Source organism: Nocardioides sp. NPDC058538, assembly GCF_042719275.1.
Classification (GTDB): domain Bacteria; phylum Actinomycetota; class Actinomycetes; order Propionibacteriales; family Nocardioidaceae; genus Nocardioides.
On sequence record NZ_JBHXNY010000007.1, the window covers coordinates 174874 to 195984 of the forward strand.

Annotated in this window: 21 protein-coding genes; 10 read left to right on the top strand and 11 right to left on the bottom strand. The window is 69.4% G+C overall.

Translation table 11 applies throughout. The annotated features are described in order from the left end of the window. Positions 1-60 precede the first annotated feature (60 nt). The gene (locus tag ACFWQC_RS09200) at positions 61-756 is read right to left on the bottom strand and encodes a type 1 glutamine amidotransferase domain-containing protein (protein WP_378676177.1); all 696 of its coding nucleotides are present in this window, start codon (positions 754-756) and stop codon (positions 61-63) included. Between the two features lie 93 nt (positions 757-849). On the opposite strand from ACFWQC_RS09200, the gene ACFWQC_RS09205 reads away from it, so the two are divergent. The 3 genes from ACFWQC_RS09205 to ACFWQC_RS09215 are packed head-to-tail and all read left to right on the top strand — an operon-like array spanning position 850 to position 3540. Next, positions 850-1743: a LysR family transcriptional regulator gene (locus ACFWQC_RS09205; RefSeq protein WP_378676180.1), complete on the top strand. Its 894-nt coding sequence runs from the start codon at positions 850-852 to the stop codon at positions 1741-1743. A gap of 24 nt (positions 1744-1767) precedes the next feature. Continuing rightward, on the top strand, positions 1768-2586 hold the full coding sequence (locus ACFWQC_RS09210) for a sulfurtransferase (protein WP_378676183.1): 819 nt from the start codon (positions 1768-1770) through the stop codon (positions 2584-2586). Positions 2587-2631: 45 nt separating this feature from the next. Beyond that, positions 2632-3540, top strand: coding sequence for an NAD(P)-dependent oxidoreductase (locus ACFWQC_RS09215; protein WP_378676263.1), 909 nt, complete (start codon positions 2632-2634; stop codon positions 3538-3540). Here ACFWQC_RS09215 and ACFWQC_RS09220 read toward each other — a convergent pair. Both ACFWQC_RS09220 and ACFWQC_RS09225 read right to left on the bottom strand, forming a co-directional pair. Next, positions 3529-3945: a VOC family protein gene (locus ACFWQC_RS09220; RefSeq protein ID WP_378676185.1), complete on the bottom strand. Its 417-nt coding sequence runs from the start codon at positions 3943-3945 to the stop codon at positions 3529-3531. The genes ACFWQC_RS09215 and ACFWQC_RS09220 overlap by 12 nt on opposite strands. Before the next feature lie 64 nt (positions 3946-4009). Next, positions 4010-4723 carry a TetR/AcrR family transcriptional regulator gene (locus ACFWQC_RS09225; RefSeq protein WP_350837035.1) on the bottom strand — a complete coding sequence of 238 codons (714 nt, stop codon included), beginning with the start codon at positions 4721-4723 and terminating at the stop codon, positions 4010-4012. A gap of 355 nt (positions 4724-5078) precedes the next feature. On the opposite strand from ACFWQC_RS09225, the gene ACFWQC_RS09230 reads away from it, so the two are divergent. Then, positions 5079-6473, top strand: a complete 1395-nt coding sequence (locus ACFWQC_RS09230) for a hypothetical protein (protein ID WP_378676188.1) — start codon at positions 5079-5081, stop codon at positions 6471-6473. 58 nt (positions 6474-6531) lie between these two features. Next, entirely contained in the window at positions 6532-8415 is a 1884-nt protein-coding gene (gene nhaA, locus ACFWQC_RS09235) for a Na+/H+ antiporter NhaA (RefSeq protein WP_378676191.1), read from the top strand. Here the strand turns inward: nhaA and ACFWQC_RS09240 are convergent. The 4 genes from ACFWQC_RS09240 to ACFWQC_RS09255 all read right to left on the bottom strand — a co-directional run bounded on the left by ACFWQC_RS09240 (position 8348) and on the right by ACFWQC_RS09255 (position 11429). Next, complete coding sequence (locus ACFWQC_RS09240; protein ID WP_378676194.1) at positions 8348-9757, bottom strand: hypothetical protein; 1410 nt, start codon at positions 9755-9757, stop codon at positions 8348-8350. The two genes, nhaA and ACFWQC_RS09240, sit on opposite strands and share 68 nt — an antisense overlap. A 78-nt stretch (positions 9758-9835) precedes the next feature. Further along, positions 9836-10408 carry a DoxX family protein gene (locus ACFWQC_RS09245; RefSeq protein ID WP_378676197.1) on the bottom strand — a complete coding sequence of 191 codons (573 nt, stop codon included), beginning with the start codon at positions 10406-10408 and terminating at the stop codon, positions 9836-9838. A 131-nt stretch (positions 10409-10539) separates the two neighbouring features. Beyond that, complete coding sequence (locus ACFWQC_RS09250; RefSeq protein ID WP_378676200.1) at positions 10540-10791, bottom strand: hypothetical protein; 252 nt, start codon at positions 10789-10791, stop codon at positions 10540-10542. Continuing rightward, entirely contained in the window at positions 10788-11429 is a 642-nt protein-coding gene (locus ACFWQC_RS09255; protein ID WP_378676202.1) for a TetR/AcrR family transcriptional regulator, read from the bottom strand. The genes ACFWQC_RS09250 and ACFWQC_RS09255 overlap by 4 nt, the downstream gene beginning before the upstream one ends. A gap of 139 nt (positions 11430-11568) precedes the next feature. Between ACFWQC_RS09255 and ACFWQC_RS09260 the strand changes: the two genes are divergently transcribed. Genes ACFWQC_RS09260 through ACFWQC_RS09270 form a run of 3 tightly spaced genes read left to right on the top strand, consistent with a single transcriptional unit; the run spans position 11569 to position 15047 of the window. Then, positions 11569-12351 carry an SDR family NAD(P)-dependent oxidoreductase gene (locus ACFWQC_RS09260; protein WP_378676205.1) on the top strand — a complete coding sequence of 261 codons (783 nt, stop codon included), beginning with the start codon at positions 11569-11571 and terminating at the stop codon, positions 12349-12351. A 4-nt stretch (positions 12352-12355) separates the two neighbouring features. Further along, entirely contained in the window at positions 12356-13489 is a 1134-nt protein-coding gene (locus ACFWQC_RS09265; RefSeq protein ID WP_378676208.1) for a DUF5938 domain-containing protein, read from the top strand. 10 nt (positions 13490-13499) lie between these two features. Beyond that, positions 13500-15047, top strand: coding sequence for a long-chain fatty acid--CoA ligase (locus tag ACFWQC_RS09270; RefSeq protein ID WP_378676211.1), 1548 nt, complete (start codon positions 13500-13502; stop codon positions 15045-15047). Between the two features lie 5 nt (positions 15048-15052). On the opposite strand, the gene ACFWQC_RS09275 is transcribed toward ACFWQC_RS09270, so the two are convergent. From ACFWQC_RS09275 to ACFWQC_RS09290, 4 genes are read right to left on the bottom strand one after another with little or no spacing between them, the layout of a single operon-like run. Beyond that, a complete protein-coding gene (locus tag ACFWQC_RS09275) occupies positions 15053-15559 on the bottom strand; it encodes a pyridoxamine 5'-phosphate oxidase family protein (RefSeq protein ID WP_378676214.1) in 507 nt (168 codons plus the stop codon). Positions 15560-15609: 50 nt separating this feature from the next. Further along, positions 15610-15999, bottom strand: a complete 390-nt coding sequence (locus ACFWQC_RS09280; protein ID WP_378676217.1) for an acyl-CoA thioesterase — start codon at positions 15997-15999, stop codon at positions 15610-15612. After that, on the bottom strand, positions 15996-17186 hold the full coding sequence (fahA, locus tag ACFWQC_RS09285; RefSeq protein WP_378676219.1) for a fumarylacetoacetase: 1191 nt from the start codon (positions 17184-17186) through the stop codon (positions 15996-15998). The genes ACFWQC_RS09280 and fahA overlap by 4 nt, the downstream gene beginning before the upstream one ends. Next, positions 17183-18397 carry a homogentisate 1,2-dioxygenase gene (locus ACFWQC_RS09290; RefSeq protein WP_378676221.1) on the bottom strand — a complete coding sequence of 405 codons (1215 nt, stop codon included), beginning with the start codon at positions 18395-18397 and terminating at the stop codon, positions 17183-17185. The genes fahA and ACFWQC_RS09290 overlap by 4 nt, the downstream gene beginning before the upstream one ends. 106 nt (positions 18398-18503) lie before the next feature. On the opposite strand from ACFWQC_RS09290, the gene ACFWQC_RS09295 reads away from it, so the two are divergent. Continuing rightward, entirely contained in the window at positions 18504-18899 is a 396-nt protein-coding gene (locus tag ACFWQC_RS09295; RefSeq protein ID WP_378676224.1) for a hypothetical protein, read from the top strand. Between the two features lie 398 nt (positions 18900-19297). Beyond that, positions 19298-20572 (top strand): DUF222 domain-containing protein, encoded by a 1275-nt coding sequence (locus tag ACFWQC_RS09300; RefSeq protein WP_378676226.1) that lies wholly within the window; start codon positions 19298-19300, stop codon positions 20570-20572. Positions 20573-21111: the final 539 nt, after the last annotated feature.

Below are 21111 nucleotides of genomic sequence, written 5' to 3' on the forward strand. Positions count from 1 at the left end.
CCTTCGAGGACGAGGCCCGGCGACCTTCGCCGGGCCCCGTCGTGTCTTTCGGAGCCGCGATCAGGAGAGCCGCGCCAGGAGCGCCTTCGCGGTCGAGACGCTGGACTGCGGGTTCTGTCCGGTGATCAGGGTTCCGTCGACGATCACGGTGTCGCTCCAGGGCTCGCCGGTCTCGACGATGCCGCCGGCCGTACGCATCCGCTGCTCGACGGAGAACGGGATGCTGTCGCCGTAGCCGCCCTGCTGCTCCTCGGTGTCGGTGAAACCGGTCATCCGGCGGCCGCCGAAGAGCCAACCGCCCTCGCCGGTGGCGGAGAGGAGGCCGGCGACGCCGTGGCAGAGCGCGACGACCGGTCGGCCGGCGGAGTCGGTGGCGGTCAGGAGCGCGGCGAGCGAGGGGTCCTCGACCAGATCCGTCATCGGGGCGTGGCCGCCGGGGATGTAGACGGCGTCGTAGGCCGACGGGTCGATGTCGGCGAGATCGAGCGGGTGGGCGAGCTCCTTCTCGAGGGTCTCTAGATAGGCGCGAAACCGCTCGGCGTCCTCGGGCTGGACGCCGCCCTGCTCGCTGAGCGAGAGCGCGTCGACCGTCGGCGCCCGGCCACCCGGGGTGGCGATGTCGATCTCGACGCCGGCTCCGGCGAGCGTCTCGTGGGAGGCGGCGACCTCCTCGGCCCAATAGCCGGTCGGGTGCTCGGTGCCATCGGCGAGGACGAGGGTGTCGGCCGCCGAGACGACCATCAGTACGCGTGTCATGAGTTCTTCCTTGTTGTCCGGTTCGGTGATGACGTAACGACGACCAACTCCCGCTTCACTCCCGAACCCACGCGGGCGGTCATAATGATTTCTATGACCTCGCTCGATCTCTGGGAAGCGTTCGCGCACGCCTACCGGGAGCGGTCGATCAGCGGCGCGGCCCGTCGCCTCGACCTCTCCCAGCCCGCGGTGACCGCGCGGATCCGCAAGCTCGAGGACGACCTCGGCGCGACCCTGTTCGACCGCTCCCGCACCGGTCTGGTGCCGACCGGACGGGCCGATGCGCTCGCCGCGCGGATCACGCCGCTGGTCGACCAGCTTCGCGGCGCCATCGGCACCGAGCCCTCGATCGGCCCCGCGAGCATCCGGATCGGCGGTGCCGCCGACGTGATGACCACCCGGATCGTGCCCGCCCTCGCCCCGCTCGTACGCGACGGCCTCGACGTCTCGGTGACCACCGGCCTGGCGCAGGAGCTCCTCGACGACCTGGCCGGCGAGCGCCTCGACATGGTCGTCTCCTCCGTACGCCCCGGCGACGAGCGGCTACGGTCGACAGTGCTGGTCGACGAGGAGTTCCTCCTGGTCGCGGCGCCGGCGGTCGCGGCACAGGTCGATCCCACCGACCTGGAGCAGGACCCGGTGCGCGCGCTCGCGGCCGTGCCGCTCGCGGCCTACTCCCCCGACCTCCCGATCATCCGGCGCTACTGGCTCACCGAGTTCGACGAACGCCCCACCAACCGCACCGCGCTCGTCCTACCCGACCTGCGCGGCATCCTCCGCGCCGTGGTCGCGGGCATCGGCGCCTCCGTGCTGCCCCGCTACCTCGTCGACGGGGCCCTCGCCGACGGCACCGTCGTACGCCTCCACGAGCCCAGACTCGGGCCGCTCAACACCCTCTGGCTCGTCACCGGTGCCAGCGCGCCGCCGGCCGTCGGCCACGTCTGCCGACACCTGAGCGCCGAAGCCGCCGGATGGGCCAGCACCTGACCGCTTTCCTGAAAGACTTCACCCGTGAACGTACTCATCGACGTCGACGAGCTCGCGACCGCGCTCGTGTCCGACCAGCCCCCGGTCCTCCTCGACGTACGCTGGCAGCTCGGCGGCCCGCCCGGACACCAGTCCTACCTCGAGGGCCATGTCCCCGGCGCCGTCTACGTCGACCTCGACACCGAGCTGGCCCGCCACGGTGAGCCCACCGACGGCCGTCACCCGCTCCCCGACCTCGCGGACCTCCAGGCCGCCGCCCGCCGGTGGGGCATCTCCGAGGGCGACACCGTCGTCGCCTACGACGCCGTCGGGAACACCTCCGCCGCTCGCGCCTGGTGGCTGCTGCGCTGGGCGGGCGTCGCCGACGTACGCCTTCTCGACGGCGCCCTCGGCGCCTGGACCTCCGCCGGGCACCCGCTGGCCACCGACGACGTCGCGCCCGCGCCCGGCACGGTGAGGCTCACCCCGGGCCACCTGCCAGTGCTGCCGTTCGAGCAGGTCGAGGCGTACCAGGGTCTGCTGCTCGACGCCCGCGCCGCCGAGCGCTACCGCGGCGAGGTCGAGCCGGTCGACCCGAAGGCCGGGCACATCCCCGGCGCGGTCTCCGCGCCGACCGCTGACAACCTCGGCGCCGACGGCCGCTTCCTGCCGGTCGAGGAGCTCCGGGCCCGATTCGCCGCGCTCGTTGTCGAGGCCGGCTCCCCCGTGACCGCTTACTGCGGCTCGGGCGTCACCGCCGCCCACCAGATCGCTGCCCTGGCGATCGCCGGCTACGACGCCGCGCTCTACCCCGGCTCGTGGAGCCAGTGGAGCAACCACGACCTCCCGGTGGAGACCGGCTAGCTCGACAGCAATGGTCTTGACCTCAAGTCAACTTCATCTTTGACGATGGTGACCCACCACGAGAGATGGAGCTGGACCATGACGGAACGCAACGACCGAACCGCGGTGACCGTGATCGGGACGGGCAACATGGGATCGGCGGTCGCCCGGACGTACCTTGCACGCGGCTACCGGACCACGGTCTGGAACAGGACGGCCGACAAGGCCGAGGCGCTAGCGGAGTCGGGGGCCGAAGTCGCGTCCACCGCAGCGAAGGCGGTGGCGGCCAGCCCAGTGACGATCCTCAGCCTGCTGGACAACACCGCGGTCGAGGACGTCCTGGCCTCGGTCGGACAGGCAGCGGCCGGCCACACCTTGGTCAGCCTGACCAGCGGTTCCCCGGCCCAGGCACGCGCCAACCAGACCTGGGCGATCGAGCACGGCGCGGCGTACGTCGACGGGAAGATCATGGGAGACCCGCCCGATGTCGGCTCACCCAAGGTGTCGCTGGCCTTCAGCGGGGATCGCGACACCTTCGACGCCGTCGAGCCGACGCTTCAGGAGCTCGGCTCCCTCACCTACCACGGGTCCGACGCCGGGTTCGCCGCCGCGGAGTTCAACGCCCAGGTCGCGATGGGCTACGAGTTCCTGATCGGCTTCCTGCACACCCTCAACCTGGTCGAGAGGGAGGGCATGGACCTGGAGGCGTTCACCGAGCGGCTCGCCGGGTCGCTGAACGGTTACGCCGGCCTGCTGCAGATGATGACGGGCGCGATCAAGAGCGGGACGTACGGCCCCGACCTCGGCTCGCTCGACGTCCAGGCAGCACTCATGGACGACCTGATCGGACACCGGGAGTCGACCGGCGTCGAGGCCGTACGGATGCGGGAGGTGAAGTCGCTGATGGACCGCCGGATCGCCCAGGGCCACGGCGACCAGGGGTTCTCCAGCATGTATGAGTTCCTACGCCCCTGAGACCTGCGCCTCCTGCGTGGCGACCTCCGCCTCGGAACGCAGCACGCAGAACTGGTTGCCCTCGGGATCGGCGAAGTGCACCCAGCCGGTCCCGGGGCCGTACTTGCCACGATGGTCGGCGATCTGGGTCGCGCCGAGCTCGAGGAGCCGCTCGACCTCCTCGTCGCGGGTGCCGGTGCGCGGGCGCAGGTCGAGGTGGATCCGCTTGGCGGGAAGCTCCTGGTCGGGCACTTCGATGAACAGCAGCTGGTGGCCGGTCTCCGGATCGAGGATCATGCACTCCTCGTGACCGGGCAGGTTCGGGTCGCCTTCCACGTCGACGTAGCCGAGCAGAGCCTTCCACCACTCCGAGAGCGCGTACGCGTCGTGACAGTCGATGGTGGTGTGCGAGACGAAGAGGGTCATGCCCACATCGAAACCTACGCCCACACCCGTGTCCACCGGGTTTCGACGGTCACACGGGCGGGGGTCAGGCGGGCTCGACGACCTTCTCGTCGATGAACTGCGGGAGCAGCTCGATGGCGATAGGCGCGGCGGCGTCGATCTTCTCCTGCGGCACGTCGCAGATCCGCAGGCAGGTGGCGGCGATCGCCCAGGCCTCGCGGCACGGGATCCGACGGTTGGGGTCCTCGGTGCGCATGTTGATCACGCCCTCGACCTGCTGGATGAGCAGGTCGCCCAGCTGCTTGCGGCTGACCGTGGAGCGGACCGTCTTCGAGGCGATCTCGCCGGCCAGGTGTGCGTAGTGTCCGGCCAGCTCCGCGTGCTCGTTGCGGAACTCGTCGTAGACCTCGCACTTGGCCACGTCGGGGAGCTGGTAGAGCATGCCGACGTTGTGCGGCACATCTGCGAGGGTGCGTACGTCGACGAGGACCAGCAGGTAGAGCGCCGTCTCATAGTCCAGCGGCGGCACCTGGTCGAGGATCTTCTCGACCTTGTCCGTGGTCGGTCGGACCGACCGGCGGAGCAGCTCGCCGAGGATCTCGTCCTTCCCCGCGAAGTGGTAATAGAGGGATGCCTGACGGATGCCGACCATGTCGGCGATCTCGCGGGTAGACGTCGCCGCGAAACCCTGGGAGACGAACAGCCGCGACGCGGCATCCAGGATCTGGTCACGCGGTGAGGTCGTACCTGAGTCGGGAACATGCCTAGGGCGGCCGGGCCGAGAACGCCTAGTTGTCATGTTGCCCATCTAACTCCCATCCAGACTTTCAAGGAAGACTTGAAAGGACTTTATCCTCTACAAAATATGAGTCGTAAGACCTATTGGACATAGTTCGATCGGGCTATGTCCACGATGTGCGTGTTTGCGTCTGTCATCACCCGGACGCATACGCCGTAAGCCCCCATGTACGGCTGAGCACCGGGTCGCGCCACTTGGTTCGGCACTGCCGTCCGGTTGTTACCCGCCGTCAGAGGGGCTAACGACGATGTGGGTGACAGGTCACGCATCTGTTGGACATTCGTGTAACGCCTGTGGCGACCGCCACATGATCTTCGACCGACCCGCTCGACTTACTCGTGCTTAGATCCTCCCCATGACTTGCCGGAGTGCGCCCGCCACCGTCCTTCTGGCCCTGGTCTTCCTCATGGCCGGCCCGGCGGTCGGCCCAGCGGCCGGCGCGGCCATGCCACCGAACCCGTACGCCGGCCCGGACGGCACCTGGAACATGCACGGCGACGCCGGGGCGTCCGACACGTCTCCGTTCGAGGGGCCGGGAGCCGCCCCCTTCCCCGCACAGCCGGTGTCGCTGCCCGCGGTGTGCCCGACGATCCTCAGCGGTGCCGACGGCATGGTGCAGGCGCTGTGCACCGAGTACATCGACCGGGCGCCCAGCCTCTACCTCCTCGACCCCACCACGATGCTCCCGGTCGCTCGGCGCCATCTCTCGGCCGGCTCGCTCCTCGGTGGCGTCTATGCCTACGTCGACAACGAGTCACGACTCGTCACCGTGGACGGATCCGGCTCCCTGCTCTGGCTGGCGCACTCCCGGTCCGGCCTCCGCTGGTCGATCGACGTGGAGCGCGAGGTGCCGCTGAACCTGCCGGAGGACGACGCGGCCACCACCGTCGGACCGGGCTACGACGCCAATGTCTGGTTCGCGACCGCCCAGGGCCGCGCCGGGTACGTCACCCCCGACGGCGACGTCATCATCGCGACCCTCGGCGCCGGCGACGAGAAGGTCGCCAACTCCATCTCCAGCGCCCCCAGCGGGGTCGCGGTGACGACCGACCACGCGACGTACCTCCTGCGTGCCACCGGCGCCGGCGACGCCGTGCGGACCGTCTGGCGGCAGCCCTATGACCGCGGAGAGGCCCGCAAGCCTGGACAGCTCAGCCACGGCAGCGGGTCGACGCCGACGTTCTTCGGAGAGCGCACGGGGGCTGAGTTCGTGGTCATCACCGACAACGCCGCCCCGCGCGAGAACCTCCTCGTCTACCGGGCGCGCGACGGACGGGAGATCTGCCGGCTCCCGATCCTCACCGACGAGAGCAGCGGCACGGAGAACTCCCCCGTGGCCTGGGGGAACTCGGTCTACATCGCCAGCACCTACGGCTATCCCTACCCCGCGCAGGCGACCGAGGACGCGGGCGAGTCCGTACCGGCGAAGGCCGACTTCGCCGGCGGCATGGAGCGCATCGACGTCGACGAGCGCTCCGGCGCCTGTGCGTCGGTCTGGCGCAACGGGGTGCCCTCGGCCGCGGTCCCCCGGCTCTCCCGCGGCGAGAACGTCCTCTACACCGTCACCCGCCGCGGCAGCGGACTGACCTGGCGCCTGGCCAGGATCGACCCGGCCGACGGCCAGATCCTCTCCGAGACCTTCCTCGGTCTCGGGCCGCTGGCCAACACGCTGCAGATGGTCGGCACCATCCTCCCCGACGGCACCCTGCTCCAAGGCACGCTCGCCGGCCTGGTCGCCGTGCGGCGCTGAGGCGACTCTCACGCGGACACAGACAGATAGCGGCTCGGACCCGGCCTAGGATCATTCCGTGGGGAAACAGCAGACGCGGTGCCGCCGTGACGAGGACCTGACCGGGCAGCTCGGCACGAGGCTGCGGCACTTCATGCATCTGGAGTCGACGAGCGCCACGCTGCTGGTGATCGCCTCGCTGCTGGCGCTGGCCTGGGCCAACTCGCCGTGGTCGCACGGCTACGAGCACCTGTGGGAGACGGTGTTCTCGGTCCGGTTCGGAGACGTCGGCCTCTCGATGGACCTGCACCACTGGGTCAACGACGGCCTGATGGTGGTCTTCTTCTTCGTCGTCGGTCTGGAGGTACGCCGCGAGCTCGCCGTCGGCGAGCTCACCGACCGCCGCCGCATGGTGGTCCCGCTGATCGCCGGTGCGGGCGGCCTGCTCCTGCCCGCGATGATCTACCTGGCGCTGAACCCCTCCGGTGAGGCGGCGCGCGGGTGGGGCATCGTGATCGGCACCGACACCGCGTTCCTGCTCGGCATGCTGGCGCTGGTCGGGCCTGCGGTCTCGACCCAGCTGCGCATCTTCCTGCTCACGCTCACCGTCATCGACGACATCGTCGCGGTCAGCGTGATCGGGGTCGCCTACACCGAGAATCTCGAGATCGGTCCGCTGGTCGTGGCCGGGCTGGCCCTGGTCGGGATCTTCGTGCTCGACCGGGTCAAGGTGTGGCGGGCCGGGCCCTACGTACTCCTCGTCCTGATCGCCTGGGTGGCCACGCTCGGCGCCGGGCTGCATGCCTCGATCGCGGGGATGCTGGCCGGCCTCTTGGTGCCGGCCGCTGAGCCGACCCGGGCCCAGATGGAGGTCGCGACCTCGCGGTTCCGGGCATTCCGGCAGTCGCCGCTGCCCACGCTGCAGCGCGAGACCCGCGACGAGCTGACCCGCACGATCTCGGTCAACGAGCGCCTCCAGGAGACGCTGCACGTGCCGACGAGCTATCTCATCGTGCCGGTCTTCGCGCTCGCCAACGCGGGCGTCGACCTGCGCAACGGGGTGCTCGGCGAGGCGCTGAGCTCGCCGGTGACCTGGGGCGTCGTGGCCGGTCTCGTCCTGGGCAAGACGCTCGGCATCGGCGGCGGTGCGCTCGTGGCCACGCGGCTGCGGCTCGGAAGGCTGCCCCAGGGCGTCGGGGGCGGCCATGTTCTCGGCGGCGCGGCGCTGTCCGGGATCGGCTTCACCGTCGCGCTGCTGATCACCACCCTCGCCTTCGACTCCGAGACGCTGCAGCGCGACGCGATCGTCGGCGTACTCATCTCCGTGGTGATCGCCTCCGCGCTCGGCTGGGTGATCTTCCAGGTCGCCGCACGCTTCCTCGGCCAGCGCGACGCAGCCCTGCCGAAGCTGCTCTCTCCCCCGGTCGACCCGGAGCGCGACCACATCTACGGCGCCGAGGACGCCGAGGTCACCCTGGTCGAGTACCTCGACTACGAGTGCCCCTTCTGCGCCCGTGCGACCGGCACCGCCAACGAGGTCCGGGACTACTTCGGGCCCCGGATCCGCTACGTCGTACGCCACCTGCCCCTCGCCCAGCACCCGCACGCCGAGCTGGCCGCCGTCGCCGCCGAGGCGGCCGCCCGGCAGGGCAAGTTCTGGGAGATGCACAAGCATCTCTTCGAGCATCAGAACGAGCTCGAGCACCAGGACCTGGCCGGCTACGCCGGTGTCCTCGGGCTCGACGTCGAGCAGTTCCTCCGCGACCTCGAGGATCCGGCGCTGGCCGAGCACGTCCGCGAGGACATGGCCTCGGCCAACGCCAGCGGCGCCCGCGGCACCCCGACGTTCTTCGTCGGCTCACACCGCCACGAGGGCCGCTACGACGCCCGCACCCTCATCGCCGCGCTCGAACGCTCGGCCACCGGGGAGACCGCTCGGCTCGGGATCCGATCGCGCCGTTAGCCGAGGCCCGGCCGCGCAGCGCCAGCCACGTCGCGAGCAGCACGATGACGAGCATGACCACGTTGTGCGCGTACTTCGGCCCCGGCGCGACGTCGCCGATGAGAGGGAAGTAGGTGAAGGCCAGCAACCCCCGCTCGAGCAGGAAGGCCGCACCGACCGCCGCCGAGTGCCGGACCGTCCATGATCGCGTCCTGGCGGCAAGCAGGACCAGGACGCCGATCGTCGCCATCGCGGTCATCGCGGCGACCACGCCCAGCCACGTCGCAGGCATCAGATCAGGTACGAACGCGAGGACGAACGCGACGCCGAGGACCAACCAGACCGAGACCCCACGTGCTCCGGCGTGGTCCTCTTGGCGGCGCCGTCCGACGATGACGGCGAGGAGCACCAGAGCGCCGACCACCACGGCCGTGCCGAGCAGCTGGCCCTGGCTCCCCGACCGTGACTCCGGGTCGGTCACGATCAACGCGGCGGCGACGGCGTACGCGATCGCGGCGAAGGTGATGCCGAGCGGCCCCAGCCACGGCTTCCGGGCCCGAGCGGGTACCCACGCCTCAGCCAGCGCAACAGGCGCAGCGAAGCTGAAGATCACGTGCCCGACGATGAACGAGTAGGCGTTGTGGCCGCTGAGCCCGATCGCCGGGATCAGGGTCGGTTCCCGGTCCTCCTCCCAGCCCTCGTAGCCGCCGTAGTCGGCACTGAACAGGGACTGGTCGATGAGGCCGGCCTGTGCCGTACCGAGCGCCGCGAAGATCAGCAGCAGGCTCGGCCAGCCCCGGCCGAGGCGACGCGCCAGCTCCCGGGCCAGCAGCGCCGGCGCACCGTAGAGAGCGCCGAAGAAGATCAGCGCGAAGGCGATCCCTCCTGGGTCACCGGTGCTGTCCGAGTACGCCGCCAGCAGCTCGGCCCCGATCCCGCACAGCGCCAGCAGGCCTGCGATCTGGAGCACCTTGCTCCGGTCGCGGCGAGGTCGTTCACCGGCTGTCCCCTCCGGCGACCGTCGTGCCGCCAGCCGCCGGAGCAAGGCGTACGCCGCAGCAGCCAGCCCCGCCATCTGGACCCAGCGCGCCAGGGCAACCGGCAGCCCGCGGTCGCCGATCAGGTCCGGTCCGAGGCCGGCGCCGAGCGAGGCGACCGTCACCACACTGACTGCGACCAGCCCGAGGACGGCACCGGGAGCGCCGCGCCACCACCAGGTCACGGCCGCCCCGACCAGCAGGATCGGCACGCCCGGCGAGATCCGGAGCCCACCGTCCGCGGTCGGCGGGCCGACGACACCGAGCCCTACCAGGCCGAGCATCGCGACCAGAAGTCCGGCGGGGGCCAACCATGGGCAGCGCATGGATCCAGGCTAGGAACCTGTCGGCCGGGCCGCATCGACCTTCTGTCGGTGCGGCCCGCGACTTCGGTCGCGCCGGGCTCAGACCTCCGGCGCCGGCTCCTCCGTGTCCTCCGTGTCCTCCGTGTCCTCCGTGTCCTCCGTGTCCTCCGGGGCACCGTCCTGGCGCTGCGGGCGCCAGAACGCGGCGAGGAGAAGGGCGGTGCCGAGGACACCGGCGCCGAGCGCGACCGCGCCGCCGATCCAGCCGTCGTAGACGATGTCGAGGGCCGCGTCGAGCGAGATCGTCCCGGGTCCGGTGACCCCGAGCACGACCGCGACGACGGCCAGGATCATGACGTACTCCCAGCCGTCCTTGAAGATGAAGAACCCATTGGGGCGGTGCGCCAGCAGGGCCGCGACGAGCATCACCGCGACGACGCCGGCCGCTGCCAGCGGGGTGATCAGGCCCAGGATCAACAGCACGCCGGCACCGATCTCGGTCACCACGCTGGCCCACGCCTGCAGGGTGCCGTGGCGCAGGCCGAGGCTCTCGAACCAGCCCGCGGTGCCGGCGATCTTGCCGCCTCCGCGCCAGTGGTTGACGCCGTGGGCGATCATCGTGCCACCCACCGCGAGCCGGAGAAGCATCAGAGCCAGGTCGACGGGGTCCATCACAGAAGTCCTCGGTGTTGTGGGGTTGGAGTGCCCCACCCTAGGAGGAGTCCGGTCACGATGCGTGCAGCGACGCCGTAGGCTCGCCCGAATGCCGCTGCTCGGAGTCGCTCTCGCCGTGGGTCTGAGGCTCAGGTGCGCAGCGCCGGCCGGGCGATGAAGACGTAGAGGAGCGCGCCCAGCCAGCCGAGGAAGATCATCAGCAGGACGTAGAGGATCTTGCTCTGGCCGGCCGCCGACCATACGCTGTCCGGTGTCCGGAGAGCCTGCACCAGCATCAGCAGCCACCACACGGTGATCGCGAGACCGATCAGCGGCAGGGCGACACCACCGATCAAGACCAACCATTCGGCTCCGACCGGCATGCCGATCATCGGTGTCATCGCATCGCTCCTGGTTGCGTGAGCAGCATCGGCATCAGCCCGACCACCTGGGCCCGCAGGTCTTCCAGGGCGCCGTCGCGACCGTTGAGGTAGCCCAGGAGCGCCTGCTGGAAGACGCCGTCGAACATCCCATAGGCGACCGGCGCCGCGATCGCGGGCTCGGTGCCGGCGAGTGCGGCGTAGCGGTTCACGACCCGGGCGATCATGTCTTCCAGGCTCTGGTCGATCTGGGTGACCGCCTCGCGGAGGCTCTCCTCGAACATGGACTGCGAGCGCAGGTCGTACCAGAGCCGGTGCATCGGCGCTTCCTCGACGATCGTCTCGACGAGCTTGTCGCCGAACCGGACGACGAGGTCATCGGGAGAGGTCGCCTCGGCGACGACACCGTCGTAACGGTGGACGCAGGTCTGCTTGTAGTAGCGCACGCAGTAGACGATCAGCTCGAGCTTGTCGTTGAAGTAGTAGTGCACGACGCCGTGGCTGAACTCGGAGTTGTTGGCGATCTCACGCAGGCTGGCGCGGGCGTAGCCCAGCTCCCCCAGCGTGCGCAGCGCCGACTCGGCGAGCGCCTTGCGGCGTTCGTCGTGCTTGTCGGCAGGCGTGCGGCGGGGCGACTTGGGTGCGGCGACCTGGGTCATGGGCGGAAACGATACCCCCTCCCGTGCGTCGTTCGATGCCGTCCGGACCATTTTCTGGTCAATCGTCAAGAAAAATCTTGACACTCGTCAAGAATCGCGATTGTCTGTGAGCCCGATCACAGCGACGAAGGAGTCACAGATGACCGATCTGAGTGGACGTACAGCGCTCGTCACCGGCGGTGCCCAAGGCTTGGGCGAGGGAATGGCCCGAGCGCTCGCGGCGGCCGGCGCCAAGGTGGCCGTCGCCGACCTGAAGGACGACCAGGGCACCAAGGTGGCCGAGTCCATCGGCGGCGCCTTCGTGCACCTCGACGTCACCGACGACGCCTCCTGGGAGACGGCCGCCGCTGCCGCGGTCGACGCACTCGGCGGGCTCGACATCCTGGTCAACAACGCCGGTGTCGAGATCACCAGCCTGGTCACCGAGCTCGACCCGAACGACGTGAGGAAGATGCTCGAGGTCAACGTGCTCGGCACCGCCCTCGGCCTCAAGCACGGGCTGCGCACGATGCGGCCCGACGGCGCCGCCGGCAACGGCGGCGTGATCGTCAACGTCGCCTCGGTCGCGGCCACCATCGCCTTCCCCGGCATCTCGGTCTACTCGGCCACCAAGAGCGCCGTCGACAGGCTCACCCGCGTGGCGGCGATGGAGAGCGGCAAGCTCGGCTACGGCGTACGCGTCAACTGCGTCTACCCCGGGCTGGTGCCGACCGAGATGGGCGCCGGGCTCGCCAACGACGTCGCCCAGCTCGGTCTCTTCGAGTCTCCGGAGGCCGCCGTCGGCGGTGTCGTCGAGCTGACGCCGTCGGGACGCCTCGGCACGGTCGAGGACATGGCCGACGCGGTCGTCTTCCTCGCCTCCGACCAGGCGAAGTTCATCAACGGCGTCGGCCTCCCGGTCGACGGTGGAATGGGGATGTGAGCAGATGAGTGAGAACAAGCCTGTCATCGTCTACGGCGCCTCCGGCTACACCGGCCGGCTGGTGTGCGAATACCTGCGCGAGCTCGGTGTGCCGTTCGTGGCCGCCGGCCGCTCCAAGGACAAGCTGGTCGCCTCGATGGCCGCCAACGTGCCCGGCATCGAGACCGCCGACTACGAGATCGCCGAGGTCGAGCACTCCGTCGAGGCGCTCACCGAGCTGCTCACCGGCGCACGCGTCGTCCTCAACACCGTCGGCCCGTTCTCGCAGTACGGTCCGGAGGTCGTCCAGGCCGCGCTGGCCGCCGGGGTCCACTACACCGACACCACTGGTGAGCAGGACTGGCTGATCACCTGCGACGAGACGTACAGCGAGGACTTCGCCGAGAAGGGCCTGCTGCTCGCGCCGGGCATCGCGCAGATGTACACCACCGGCGAGATCGCGGCCGAGATCTGCCTCGAGCAGCCCGGCCTCGACACCCTCGACATCGCGGTCTTCTGGGGCGGCTCCCCCACGATCGCCTCGACCCGCACGATCCTGGTCAACGCGGCGACCTCGAAGGCTCACTACCTCGAGCAGAACGCGTACGTCGAGTTCGACCCAACCGCCGGGCTGGTCCCGCTCGTGGTGCCGGGCCAGCACGAGCTGGCGCTCTCGCTGCCGTGGGGCGGCACCTCGCACCCGGTCTGGTACCGCCGCGACCCGAAGGTGGCCAGCTGCAAGGCCCAGGGTGGCGTCTTCAACGCAGCGCTGATGAACGGGGTGCCGCAGATCGTGGCGGCTGCGCTGGAGGCGACCAAGGACATGGACGCCGACCAGCGCGACGAGGCGCTGACCGCCACGGCGGCCCAGGTGATGAACCAGATGCCGCCGCGCGAGAACCCGCGGCTGAACAAGTCGCTCGACTCGGTGCACGCCTCCGGCCCGCTGGGCCGCGCGCACTGCGTCATCCACGGCAACCAGAACTACAAGCAGACCGGGCTGCTGCAGGCGTACGTCGCCTACTCGCTGCTGCAGCAGCCGCCTCGCCGGGTGGGCTTCGCCTCGGGCTGCCAGGCGTTCGGCCACCGCGAGCTCCTCGGCCAGCTGCAGGCCTTCGGGCTGGTCTCGGAGCCGGTCGTGACCCGGCAGCGCGGCTGAGGGCGACCCGATGCAGCTCGTCGACTATCTGGACAAGGGTGCCTCGCTGGGGGGCGACGCGCCCTGTCTCGTCTGCGGCGAGGACACCTGGTCCTACGCCGAGGTCGTCGATCTCTCGGTGCGTGTCGCCGCGGGCCTCCGGGCCCGCGGCGTCGCCCCGGGCGACAAGGTCGCCATCCTCTCGGCCAACGACCCGGTCGCCTTCGCCTCCGTCTTCGGGATCAGCCGCGCGGGGGGCGTCTGGTGCCCGATCAACCCGCGCAGCGAAGCCGCAGAGAACCGTGAACTGCTGGACCTGTTCGGCTGCTCGGCGCTGATCTTCCAGTCGGCCTTCGCCGGCCTGGTCGACCAGATCCGCGGAGATCTGCCGGAGCTGACCACCTTGGTCTGCCTCGACGGAACCTATGAGTGGGCGATCGGCTGGGACGACTTCCTCGGCTCTGCCGAGGAGGTGTTCGAGCCCGTCGAGGTCGTCGACGACCTGGCCATGGTGGTCGGCACCGGCGGGACCACCGGGCGTCCCAAGGGCGTCATGCTCACCGGCGCCAACCTGGAGACGATGTCGGCCATCACTCTGATGGCCTACCCGTGGCCGGGGGCGCCTGAGCGTCCGACGTATCTCGCGCTCGCGCCGCTCACCCATGCCGCCGGGGTGCTCTGCTTCCCGGTGCTGTGCCTGGGCGGCAAGATCGTGGTGATGCGTACGCCGGACGTGGGGGCGTTCCTCGAGCACATCGAGCACCACCACGTCACCCACACGTTCCTGCCGCCGACGCTGATCTACCTGGTGCTGGACCACCCCGCGCTGAAGTCGACCGACCTCGACTCGCTGCGCTGCTTCTGGTACGGCGCGGCGCCGATGTCGGCGACGCGTCTGGAGGAGGCACTGACCCGGATCGGTCCGGTGATGGCGCAGCTGTTCGGGCAGACCGAGGCGCCGATGATGATCGCGACCATGGCGCCCGCCGACCACTTCCACGAGGACGGCACCGTCGCCACCGAGCGGCTCTCCTCGGCCGGACGTCCGGCACCGCTGGTGACCGTGTCGATCATGGGCGAGCGCGGCGCGATGCTCGGCTCCGGTGAGCGTGGCGAGATCGTCGTACGCAGCTCCCTGGTCATGCGCGGCTACCTCGACAACCCCGAGGCGACCGCCGAGGCGAGCGCGCACGGCTGGCACCACACCGGCGACATCGGGTTCCTCGACGAGCACGGGTTCCTGCACATCGTCGACCGTGCCAAGGACATGGTGATCACCGGCGGGTTCAACGTCTACTCCACCGAGGTCGAGCAGGCGCTGATGACTCACCCCGCCGTCGCCGACTGCGCCGTGATCGGGCTTCCCGACGAGAAGTGGGGCGAGCGCGTCACCGCCGTCATCCTGCCCCGGCCCGGTGCCGAGGTCGACGTCGCCGACCTCAAGGCGTACGTCAAGGAGCGGATCGGCGCGGTCAAGACCCCGAAACAGATCGAGGTCTGGCCGGACCTGCCACGCTCGAAGGTCGGCAAGGTGCTCAAGACCGAGATCAAGAAAAGCCTTGTCCGTGGTGCCGAGTAGAGCACTCAGCCCGGGAACGAGGCCGGGTCGGCGGCGTACGCCACCATCCAGCTCGGCTCGATGGTGGCGTAGACGACACCCGGCCCCTCCCACGTCTGCGGGTCCGAGCCGTAGAACTCGGTGAAGTAGGCGTTGTGGTCCTCGAACTCCGGACCCTCGGAGACCACGTGCGCGGTGCCGTGGGTGAAGACGCCGATGCGCTCCCCGTCGACGTGGGTCGCGCTGACGGCGGGGCGGGCGAGCATGTGCTTGGCCTTGATGGCGGTGGGAGAGGTCCCGAACAGCCAGCGACCGTGTACGAAGTGGCCGTCGACGCAGCTCGTCCGCGGCTCACCACGGGCGGTCACGGTGGCCAGCACCAGCACCTTCATGCCCGTCAGCTCGGTGACGAGCTGACGGGCGTTCAGGCGCTGCTGGTCGTTGACGATGCCGGTCAGATGGCCGCTCGCGCGGCCGATCGAGGCGTCCAGGAGGCGTTGCAGGTCGGTGATCTCTTCGTCTGTCTCGTGCACACGACGAGTCTCACACCGACGGTCCCCCGGCCGCTTGACCGTTCTTGCGGCTATTCGATCGCGGCAGCGATCTCCGCCGGGATGGCGGTGGTGCCCGATCCGTCGGTCGCGACGATCACGTAGACGACCGACACGGCGCAGGTGACGTCCTCGCCCCGGCGGAACTCGAACTCGAGCGTGAAGCTCTTGGTGCCGATCCGAGTGGTGCGCACCGGCACCTGGACGCGGTCGCCGAAGCCGATGCCGGCCTTCCAGTCCAGGTCGGCGTGGGCGAGCTGGACGTCGACGCCCAGCTCCTGCCAGCGGCCGTACGGAACCCCGCGGGTTTCGATGAAGTGGGTCATCGCCTCATCGACGTAGGTGAGGTACCAGCCGTTGAACATCACCCCCTGCATGTCGACCTCGAGATAGCGGGGCGTGAACTCGTAGACCGTCGTCACGGCCGCTCCTTCGCGGGCAGGATCCGCCCGCTGACCTCTCCGAGCGCGATCCGGCCGCCGCCCGGCGCGGGCGCGGTGGCGGTGATGGTCACCTCGTCGCCGTCCTCCAGGAACGTACGCATCGAGCCGTCGTCCAGCTTGAACGGCTCGGCCCCCGACCAGCTGAGCTCGAGCAGCGAGCCGCGCTGGCCCGGCTCGGGACCGCTGATCGTGCCGCTGGCGAAGAGGTCGCCGACGCGCAGCGAGGCGCCGTTGGCGGTCATGTGCGCGAGCATCTGCGGGGCGGTCCAGTACATGGTGGCGAACGGAGGCTCGGAGACCAGCGACCCGTTGAGCCGGACCTCGAGGGCGAGGTCGAGGGCCCAGGGCTCCAGCGCCGAGTCGTCCAGGTAGCCGGTCAGCGGAACGTCCCGTTCCGGGGGGCTCACCCGGGCCGCCTCGAGGGCAGCCAGCGGGAGGACCCACGGGGAGATCGAGGTGGCGAACGACTTGCCGAGGAACGGTCCCAGCGGGACGTACTCCCAGGCCTGGATGTCGCGCGCCGACCAGTCGTTGAGGAGCGTGATCCCGAAGATGTGGTCGGCGGCCTCGGCGAGCGGGACGGGGTGGGCCATCTCGGAGCCGACGCCGACCACGAACCCGAGCTCGGCCTCGATGTCGAGCCGGATCGAGGGGCCGTCGACGATCCCGTCGGGCGTCTTCCGCAGCCCGGTCGGCCGGACGACGTCAGTCCCGGAGACGACCACGGTGCCGGAGCGGCCGTGGTAGCCGATCGGCAGGTGCTTCCAGTTGGGCGTCAGCGGCTCGGAGTCGGGGCGGAACATCCTCCCGACGTTGGACGCGTGGTGCTCGGAGGCGTAGAAGTCGACGTAGTCGGCCACCGTGAACGGCAGCAGCAGGTCGGCGTCCTCGACTGGCACCAGGTGCGGTCGCACCTGCTCCTCGCTCGCGGGGTCGCTGAGCAGCCGGGTGATCTCGGCGCGTACGTCCCGCCACGCCGCCGGCCCGGCCGCGAGCAGGGCGTCGAGCCCGCCGGCACCGACACCGGTGACGGCGGCGACGTCCAGCACGAGGTCACCGATCCGCACCCCGAGCCGCGGCGCGGGGTGCGCTGCAGTGCGGAAGGTGGCGTACGGAAGCGCGTCGAGGCCGAACTGACTGTCCTTGATGTTCAGCCACAGACTCACTTGCGACCTCCCGCCCAGGTCCAGGCGTACTTGCCGTCGTCGACCGCGGCGCCGGCCTCGCCGACCTCGAGCGGTCGGAAGGTGTCGACCATGACCGCGAGCTCGTCGAAGAACTCCGCGCCGAGGCTGCGCTCCATCGCGCCCGGCTGCGGCCCGTGGGCGTGGCCGCCGGGGTGGAGGGTGATCGAGCCGATGCCGATGCCGGAGCCCTTGCGGGCCTCGTAGTCGCCACCGACGTAGAACATGACCTCGTCGGAGTCGACGTTGGAGTGGTAGTAGGGCACCGGCACCGCGAGCTCGTGGTAGTCGACCTTGCGGGGCACGAAGTTGCAGATCACGAAGTTGTTGCCCTCGAAGACCTGGTGAGCGGGCGGCGGCTGGTGGACCTTGCCGGTGATCGGCATGTAGTCGGCGATGTTGAAGACGTACGGGTAGAGGCAGCCGTCCCAGCCGACCACGTCGAACGGGTGGTGCGGGAGGAGGTGGACCGAGCCGGCGATGCCGCCGGCGCCCGGGCCGCGGTGCTTGATGAAGACCTCAACTCCTTGGGTCTCCGCCTCGGTCGCGTCCACGGTCTGCGGGTCGGTCGGGAGCCGGAGGTCCCGCTCGCAGTACGGGGCGTGCTCGAGGAACTGGCCGAACCGGGAGAGGTAGCGCTTCGGCGGGGCGATGTGGGAGTTCGCCTCGATCGCGTAGACCCGCAGCGGAGCGTCGCCGACCGGCACCCAGCGGTGGGTGGTGGCACGCGGGATCACCACGTAGTCGCCCTCCCCCACCATCAGGTGGCCGAAGACCGTCTCGACGACTCCGGTCCCGGACTCGACGTACACGCACTCGTCGCCGATCGCGTTGCGGTAGAGCGGCGAGGTCTCCCCCGCCACGGCATAGTGAAGACGTACGTCGCCGTTGCCGAGCACCAGCCTGCGCCCGGTCACCGCGTCGTGATGCTTCCACTCCTCATCTGGGAAGAGGTCGTGAAGCCCGAGGTGCATCGGGCGCAGCGGATGGTTGGGGGTGGCGCCGTGGTCGGGCAGCTCCCAGATGCGTACGTCCTTCACCGCCGAGGGGATGTGGCGGTGGTAGAGCAGGGAGGAGTCCGAGGAGAACCCCTCCTCGCCCATGAGCTCTTCGTAGTAGAGATTCCCTTCTCCGTCGCGGTGTTGGGTGTGCCGCTTGGGCGGGATGTGCCCGCGCTGTTGGTAATGCGCCATACCCCGGATCGTACGTGACCTGGACCACAGCGATCACGGGGGCCGAACGTCCTGAATTCACCCCAGGTACCTCCCGGGGCATACCTCGCTCCCCTAGGCTCCGGAGATGCCCTCCGACACCCCCGAGACCCTCTTCGTCGCACACGCGACGGGTCGTCTCCTGCATGTCCGGGCCTGCCCCCAGCTCCTCGGCCTCGACGCCCCGATCAGGGCGACCGCCGCACAGATCGAGACGCTGGGCACGTGCGCTTGGTGCGCCAAGGAGCTCTCTGAGGCCGGCCGAAAATACTTCGACTCCGTCGAACAGGCCGTACGCACCCTCGACCCCTCCGACGATGCTGTCCGGGCTACCGAGGCGGCGCTGGGTGGCGTCGACTATGAGCTCGTCTGGGTTCCGCCCAGTTATTCGCACATTGCTGTCGGGGACAAGGAGCATGCTGTTGCCTGGATCGGGCGGGGTTGTGTGATGCATGAGGATGGGCGGCTCGTCGACTTCGGGTGAGCTTGTTTTTCACCTCGGTTGGTGGCCGTTTTTTCGGGGTTGGGGTAGGCCGCCGACCCGTTCTTGGAGGGTCTTCTCGATCTGGTCCGGCGTCAAGGACGCCCTTCGGGCGCCGGCTTCGCCGGCCGCTTCGCGGTCCTGGACTCCGGACCAGATCGAGAAAAGACTTGGCTGGCTATCGGGGCGGCGGCCCGGGTGTGGCGCAGCGGATTCTTGTGTGGGAAAGGTGAGGTTGATGGGGTGGAAGGGTGGCCCTTCGGGCCACTTACCATCCACAGAAGCGAGGCCGTTCGCTCACCGCGAAAATCGCAGTTGACCTGCGGAAATAGGTGGCCATATAAGGCTCAGTGGCGTAGAATCAGACCCATCACAGCACACCTCTGAAGGAAAGAGTGGCGATGAGTCTCGGCCGCCCGATCGACCACTGGGGCACCAACCCCGGCGATGCGATCGACGCTGCCCTGAGGGCCATTGAGACCGCCCTCCAAGAACTCCTCGCCACCGACCCCACCTACTGGCGCACCGGGCAAAAGAAGGACCTGCTGGAACGCCTGGAGAAGCTCCAGGCCCAACAAGCCGCGTTGAAACTCCGAGTGCTCGCATCTGCCGGCGACATCGCCGAAGAGACCGGCGCCAAAGACGCCTCCGCCTGGATGCGCGCCGAACTCCTGGTCGACAAAGGTGCCGCACGGTCGCAGATCAAGCTCGCGAGCAGCGTCGCGAAGTACGAGTTCGTCGCCGCCGGCCTTGCTGAGGGTGTGGTGTCCCAGGACAAGGCTCGGGTGATCACCAAGGCGTTGGACAAGATCGATGCCGACCCGGTCGCCAGCGCTGAGGACCTGATTCTCGCTGAGAAGCTGTTGGTCGACTACGCCGGTCGGTTGACCGCGAACGAGCTCCGCATCGTCGGTAAGCGGATCCTGGTCGAGATCGACCCGGTCCGGTTCGAAGACGCCGAAGCCAAAGCCCTGCTGGCGGAGGAAGAACGTGCTCATCAGAAGACCGCGCTGCGGGTGTGGGACAACCACGACGGCACCGTCGGCTTCGATGGTGTCTTGCCGACGTCGATCGGGATGAGGTTCAAGCGACTGGTCGAGGCCTACGCCCAGCCCCGCAAACAGCAGTTGGTCGCCAAGGGTGCCCCGTTGCCGCCGTGGGAGCGGTTGATGGGTCAGGGCTTCGCCCGGCTCCTAGAGACCGTCGACCCGGCCGCGCTGCCCCGCCACGGTGGCGACGCCACGACCATCAACGTGGTGATCAGCCTCGAGGAACTCCGCAAGGACCTCGGCATCGCCACCCTGGGCTATGACGAGACCAACGGGGCCACCATCTCAGCGGCCGAGGCGCGGCGGATGGCGTGCAACGCGACCATCATCCCCTGGGTGTTGGGCCGCGACAGCGAGGTCCTCGACGCCGGCCGGGGCAGCAGGTTCTTCCAGCCGATCCAGCGCAAGGCGATGCGGTTGCAGCAGAAGTGCTGCCAAGCCGAGGGCTGTGACATGCCACCGGAATGGTGCGACGCCCACCACCTAGAACCCTGGGCCGCCGGCGGGAAGACCAACCTCGAAGACGGGGCGCTGCTGTGTCCCCACCATCACCGCCTGGCCCACAACCCTGCCTACGTCCATGAGCGACTACCGGATGGCACCATCCGGTTCACCCGCCGCCCCTAGGTCGGCTGGGCGAGGAATCACGTCACCAGGATCCCGCCCGCCGGGCCTGACAATCCCACCGCCGACCGGTCGCAGCTCCCGCTGAACCCGTCCGTCCCGGTGCCCAACGAGCGTCCGGTCAGCTCTCTCGACTCCACGCGGGCTGCTTCACTCCACGCTGGTTGCTTCCCTGCCGATGGGGACATCTCCCCACTCCTCTGGAGGTTCCCCACGCTCCGGAGGATGGGGAACCTCCACGCCCGTGGGGAACTCTTCGGATCAGTGGGGAACTCGTGACCCAGTCGGCAGCGAACCCGCCCCAGCCAGAGCAACGGCGCGACGTTGTGAACGATTCACAAGGTCGCGCCCACTGTCATAGGCGCCCACGAGGCACCAGGCCTTCCCCACACGACCAGCCACAGTCCCGAGCCCGCACCCAACTGAACCCGCTGCGCCACACCCTCGCCGCCGACACGAAGCAACGATCACCTCCGACGCGGCGAACCGCGAACCGCGACCAAACCAGGACGACAAAAGCACAACCACCGACCCCAACAACA

What these genes read in the sequence shown, in the direction of transcription:
- ACFWQC_RS09205 (WP_378676180.1), top strand. Translation starts at nt 850, where the DNA reads ATGACCTCGCTCGATCTCTGGGAAGCGTTCGCGCACGCCTACCGGGAG.
- ACFWQC_RS09230 (WP_378676188.1), top strand. Translation starts at nt 5,079, where the DNA reads ATGACTTGCCGGAGTGCGCCCGCCACCGTCCTTCTGGCCCTGGTCTTC.
- ACFWQC_RS09265 (WP_378676208.1), top strand. Translation starts at nt 12,356, where the DNA reads ATGAGTGAGAACAAGCCTGTCATCGTCTACGGCGCCTCCGGCTACACC.
- ACFWQC_RS09260 (WP_378676205.1), top strand. Translation starts at nt 11,569, where the DNA reads ATGACCGATCTGAGTGGACGTACAGCGCTCGTCACCGGCGGTGCCCAA.
- ACFWQC_RS09255 (WP_378676202.1), bottom strand. Translation starts at nt 11,429, where the DNA reads ATGACCCAGGTCGCCGCACCCAAGTCGCCCCGCCGCACGCCTGCCGAC.
- ACFWQC_RS09295 (WP_378676224.1), top strand. Translation starts at nt 18,504, where the DNA reads ATGCCCTCCGACACCCCCGAGACCCTCTTCGTCGCACACGCGACGGGT.
- ACFWQC_RS09300 (WP_378676226.1), top strand. Translation starts at nt 19,298, where the DNA reads ATGAGTCTCGGCCGCCCGATCGACCACTGGGGCACCAACCCCGGCGAT.
- ACFWQC_RS09290 (WP_378676221.1), bottom strand. Translation starts at nt 18,397, where the DNA reads ATGGCGCATTACCAACAGCGCGGGCACATCCCGCCCAAGCGGCACACC.
- ACFWQC_RS09250 (WP_378676200.1), bottom strand. Translation starts at nt 10,791, where the DNA reads ATGACACCGATGATCGGCATGCCGGTCGGAGCCGAATGGTTGGTCTTG.
- ACFWQC_RS09240 (WP_378676194.1), bottom strand. Translation starts at nt 9,757, where the DNA reads ATGCGCTGCCCATGGTTGGCCCCCGCCGGACTTCTGGTCGCGATGCTC.
- ACFWQC_RS09245 (WP_378676197.1), bottom strand. Translation starts at nt 10,408, where the DNA reads ATGGACCCCGTCGACCTGGCTCTGATGCTTCTCCGGCTCGCGGTGGGT.
- ACFWQC_RS09200 (WP_378676177.1), bottom strand. Translation starts at nt 756, where the DNA reads ATGACACGCGTACTGATGGTCGTCTCGGCGGCCGACACCCTCGTCCTC.
- ACFWQC_RS09225 (WP_350837035.1), bottom strand. Translation starts at nt 4,723, where the DNA reads ATGACAACTAGGCGTTCTCGGCCCGGCCGCCCTAGGCATGTTCCCGAC.
- ACFWQC_RS09215 (WP_378676263.1), top strand. Translation starts at nt 2,632, where the DNA reads ATGGTGACCCACCACGAGAGATGGAGCTGGACCATGACGGAACGCAAC.
- ACFWQC_RS09270 (WP_378676211.1), top strand. Translation starts at nt 13,500, where the DNA reads ATGCAGCTCGTCGACTATCTGGACAAGGGTGCCTCGCTGGGGGGCGAC.
- ACFWQC_RS09220 (WP_378676185.1), bottom strand. Translation starts at nt 3,945, where the DNA reads ATGACCCTCTTCGTCTCGCACACCACCATCGACTGTCACGACGCGTAC.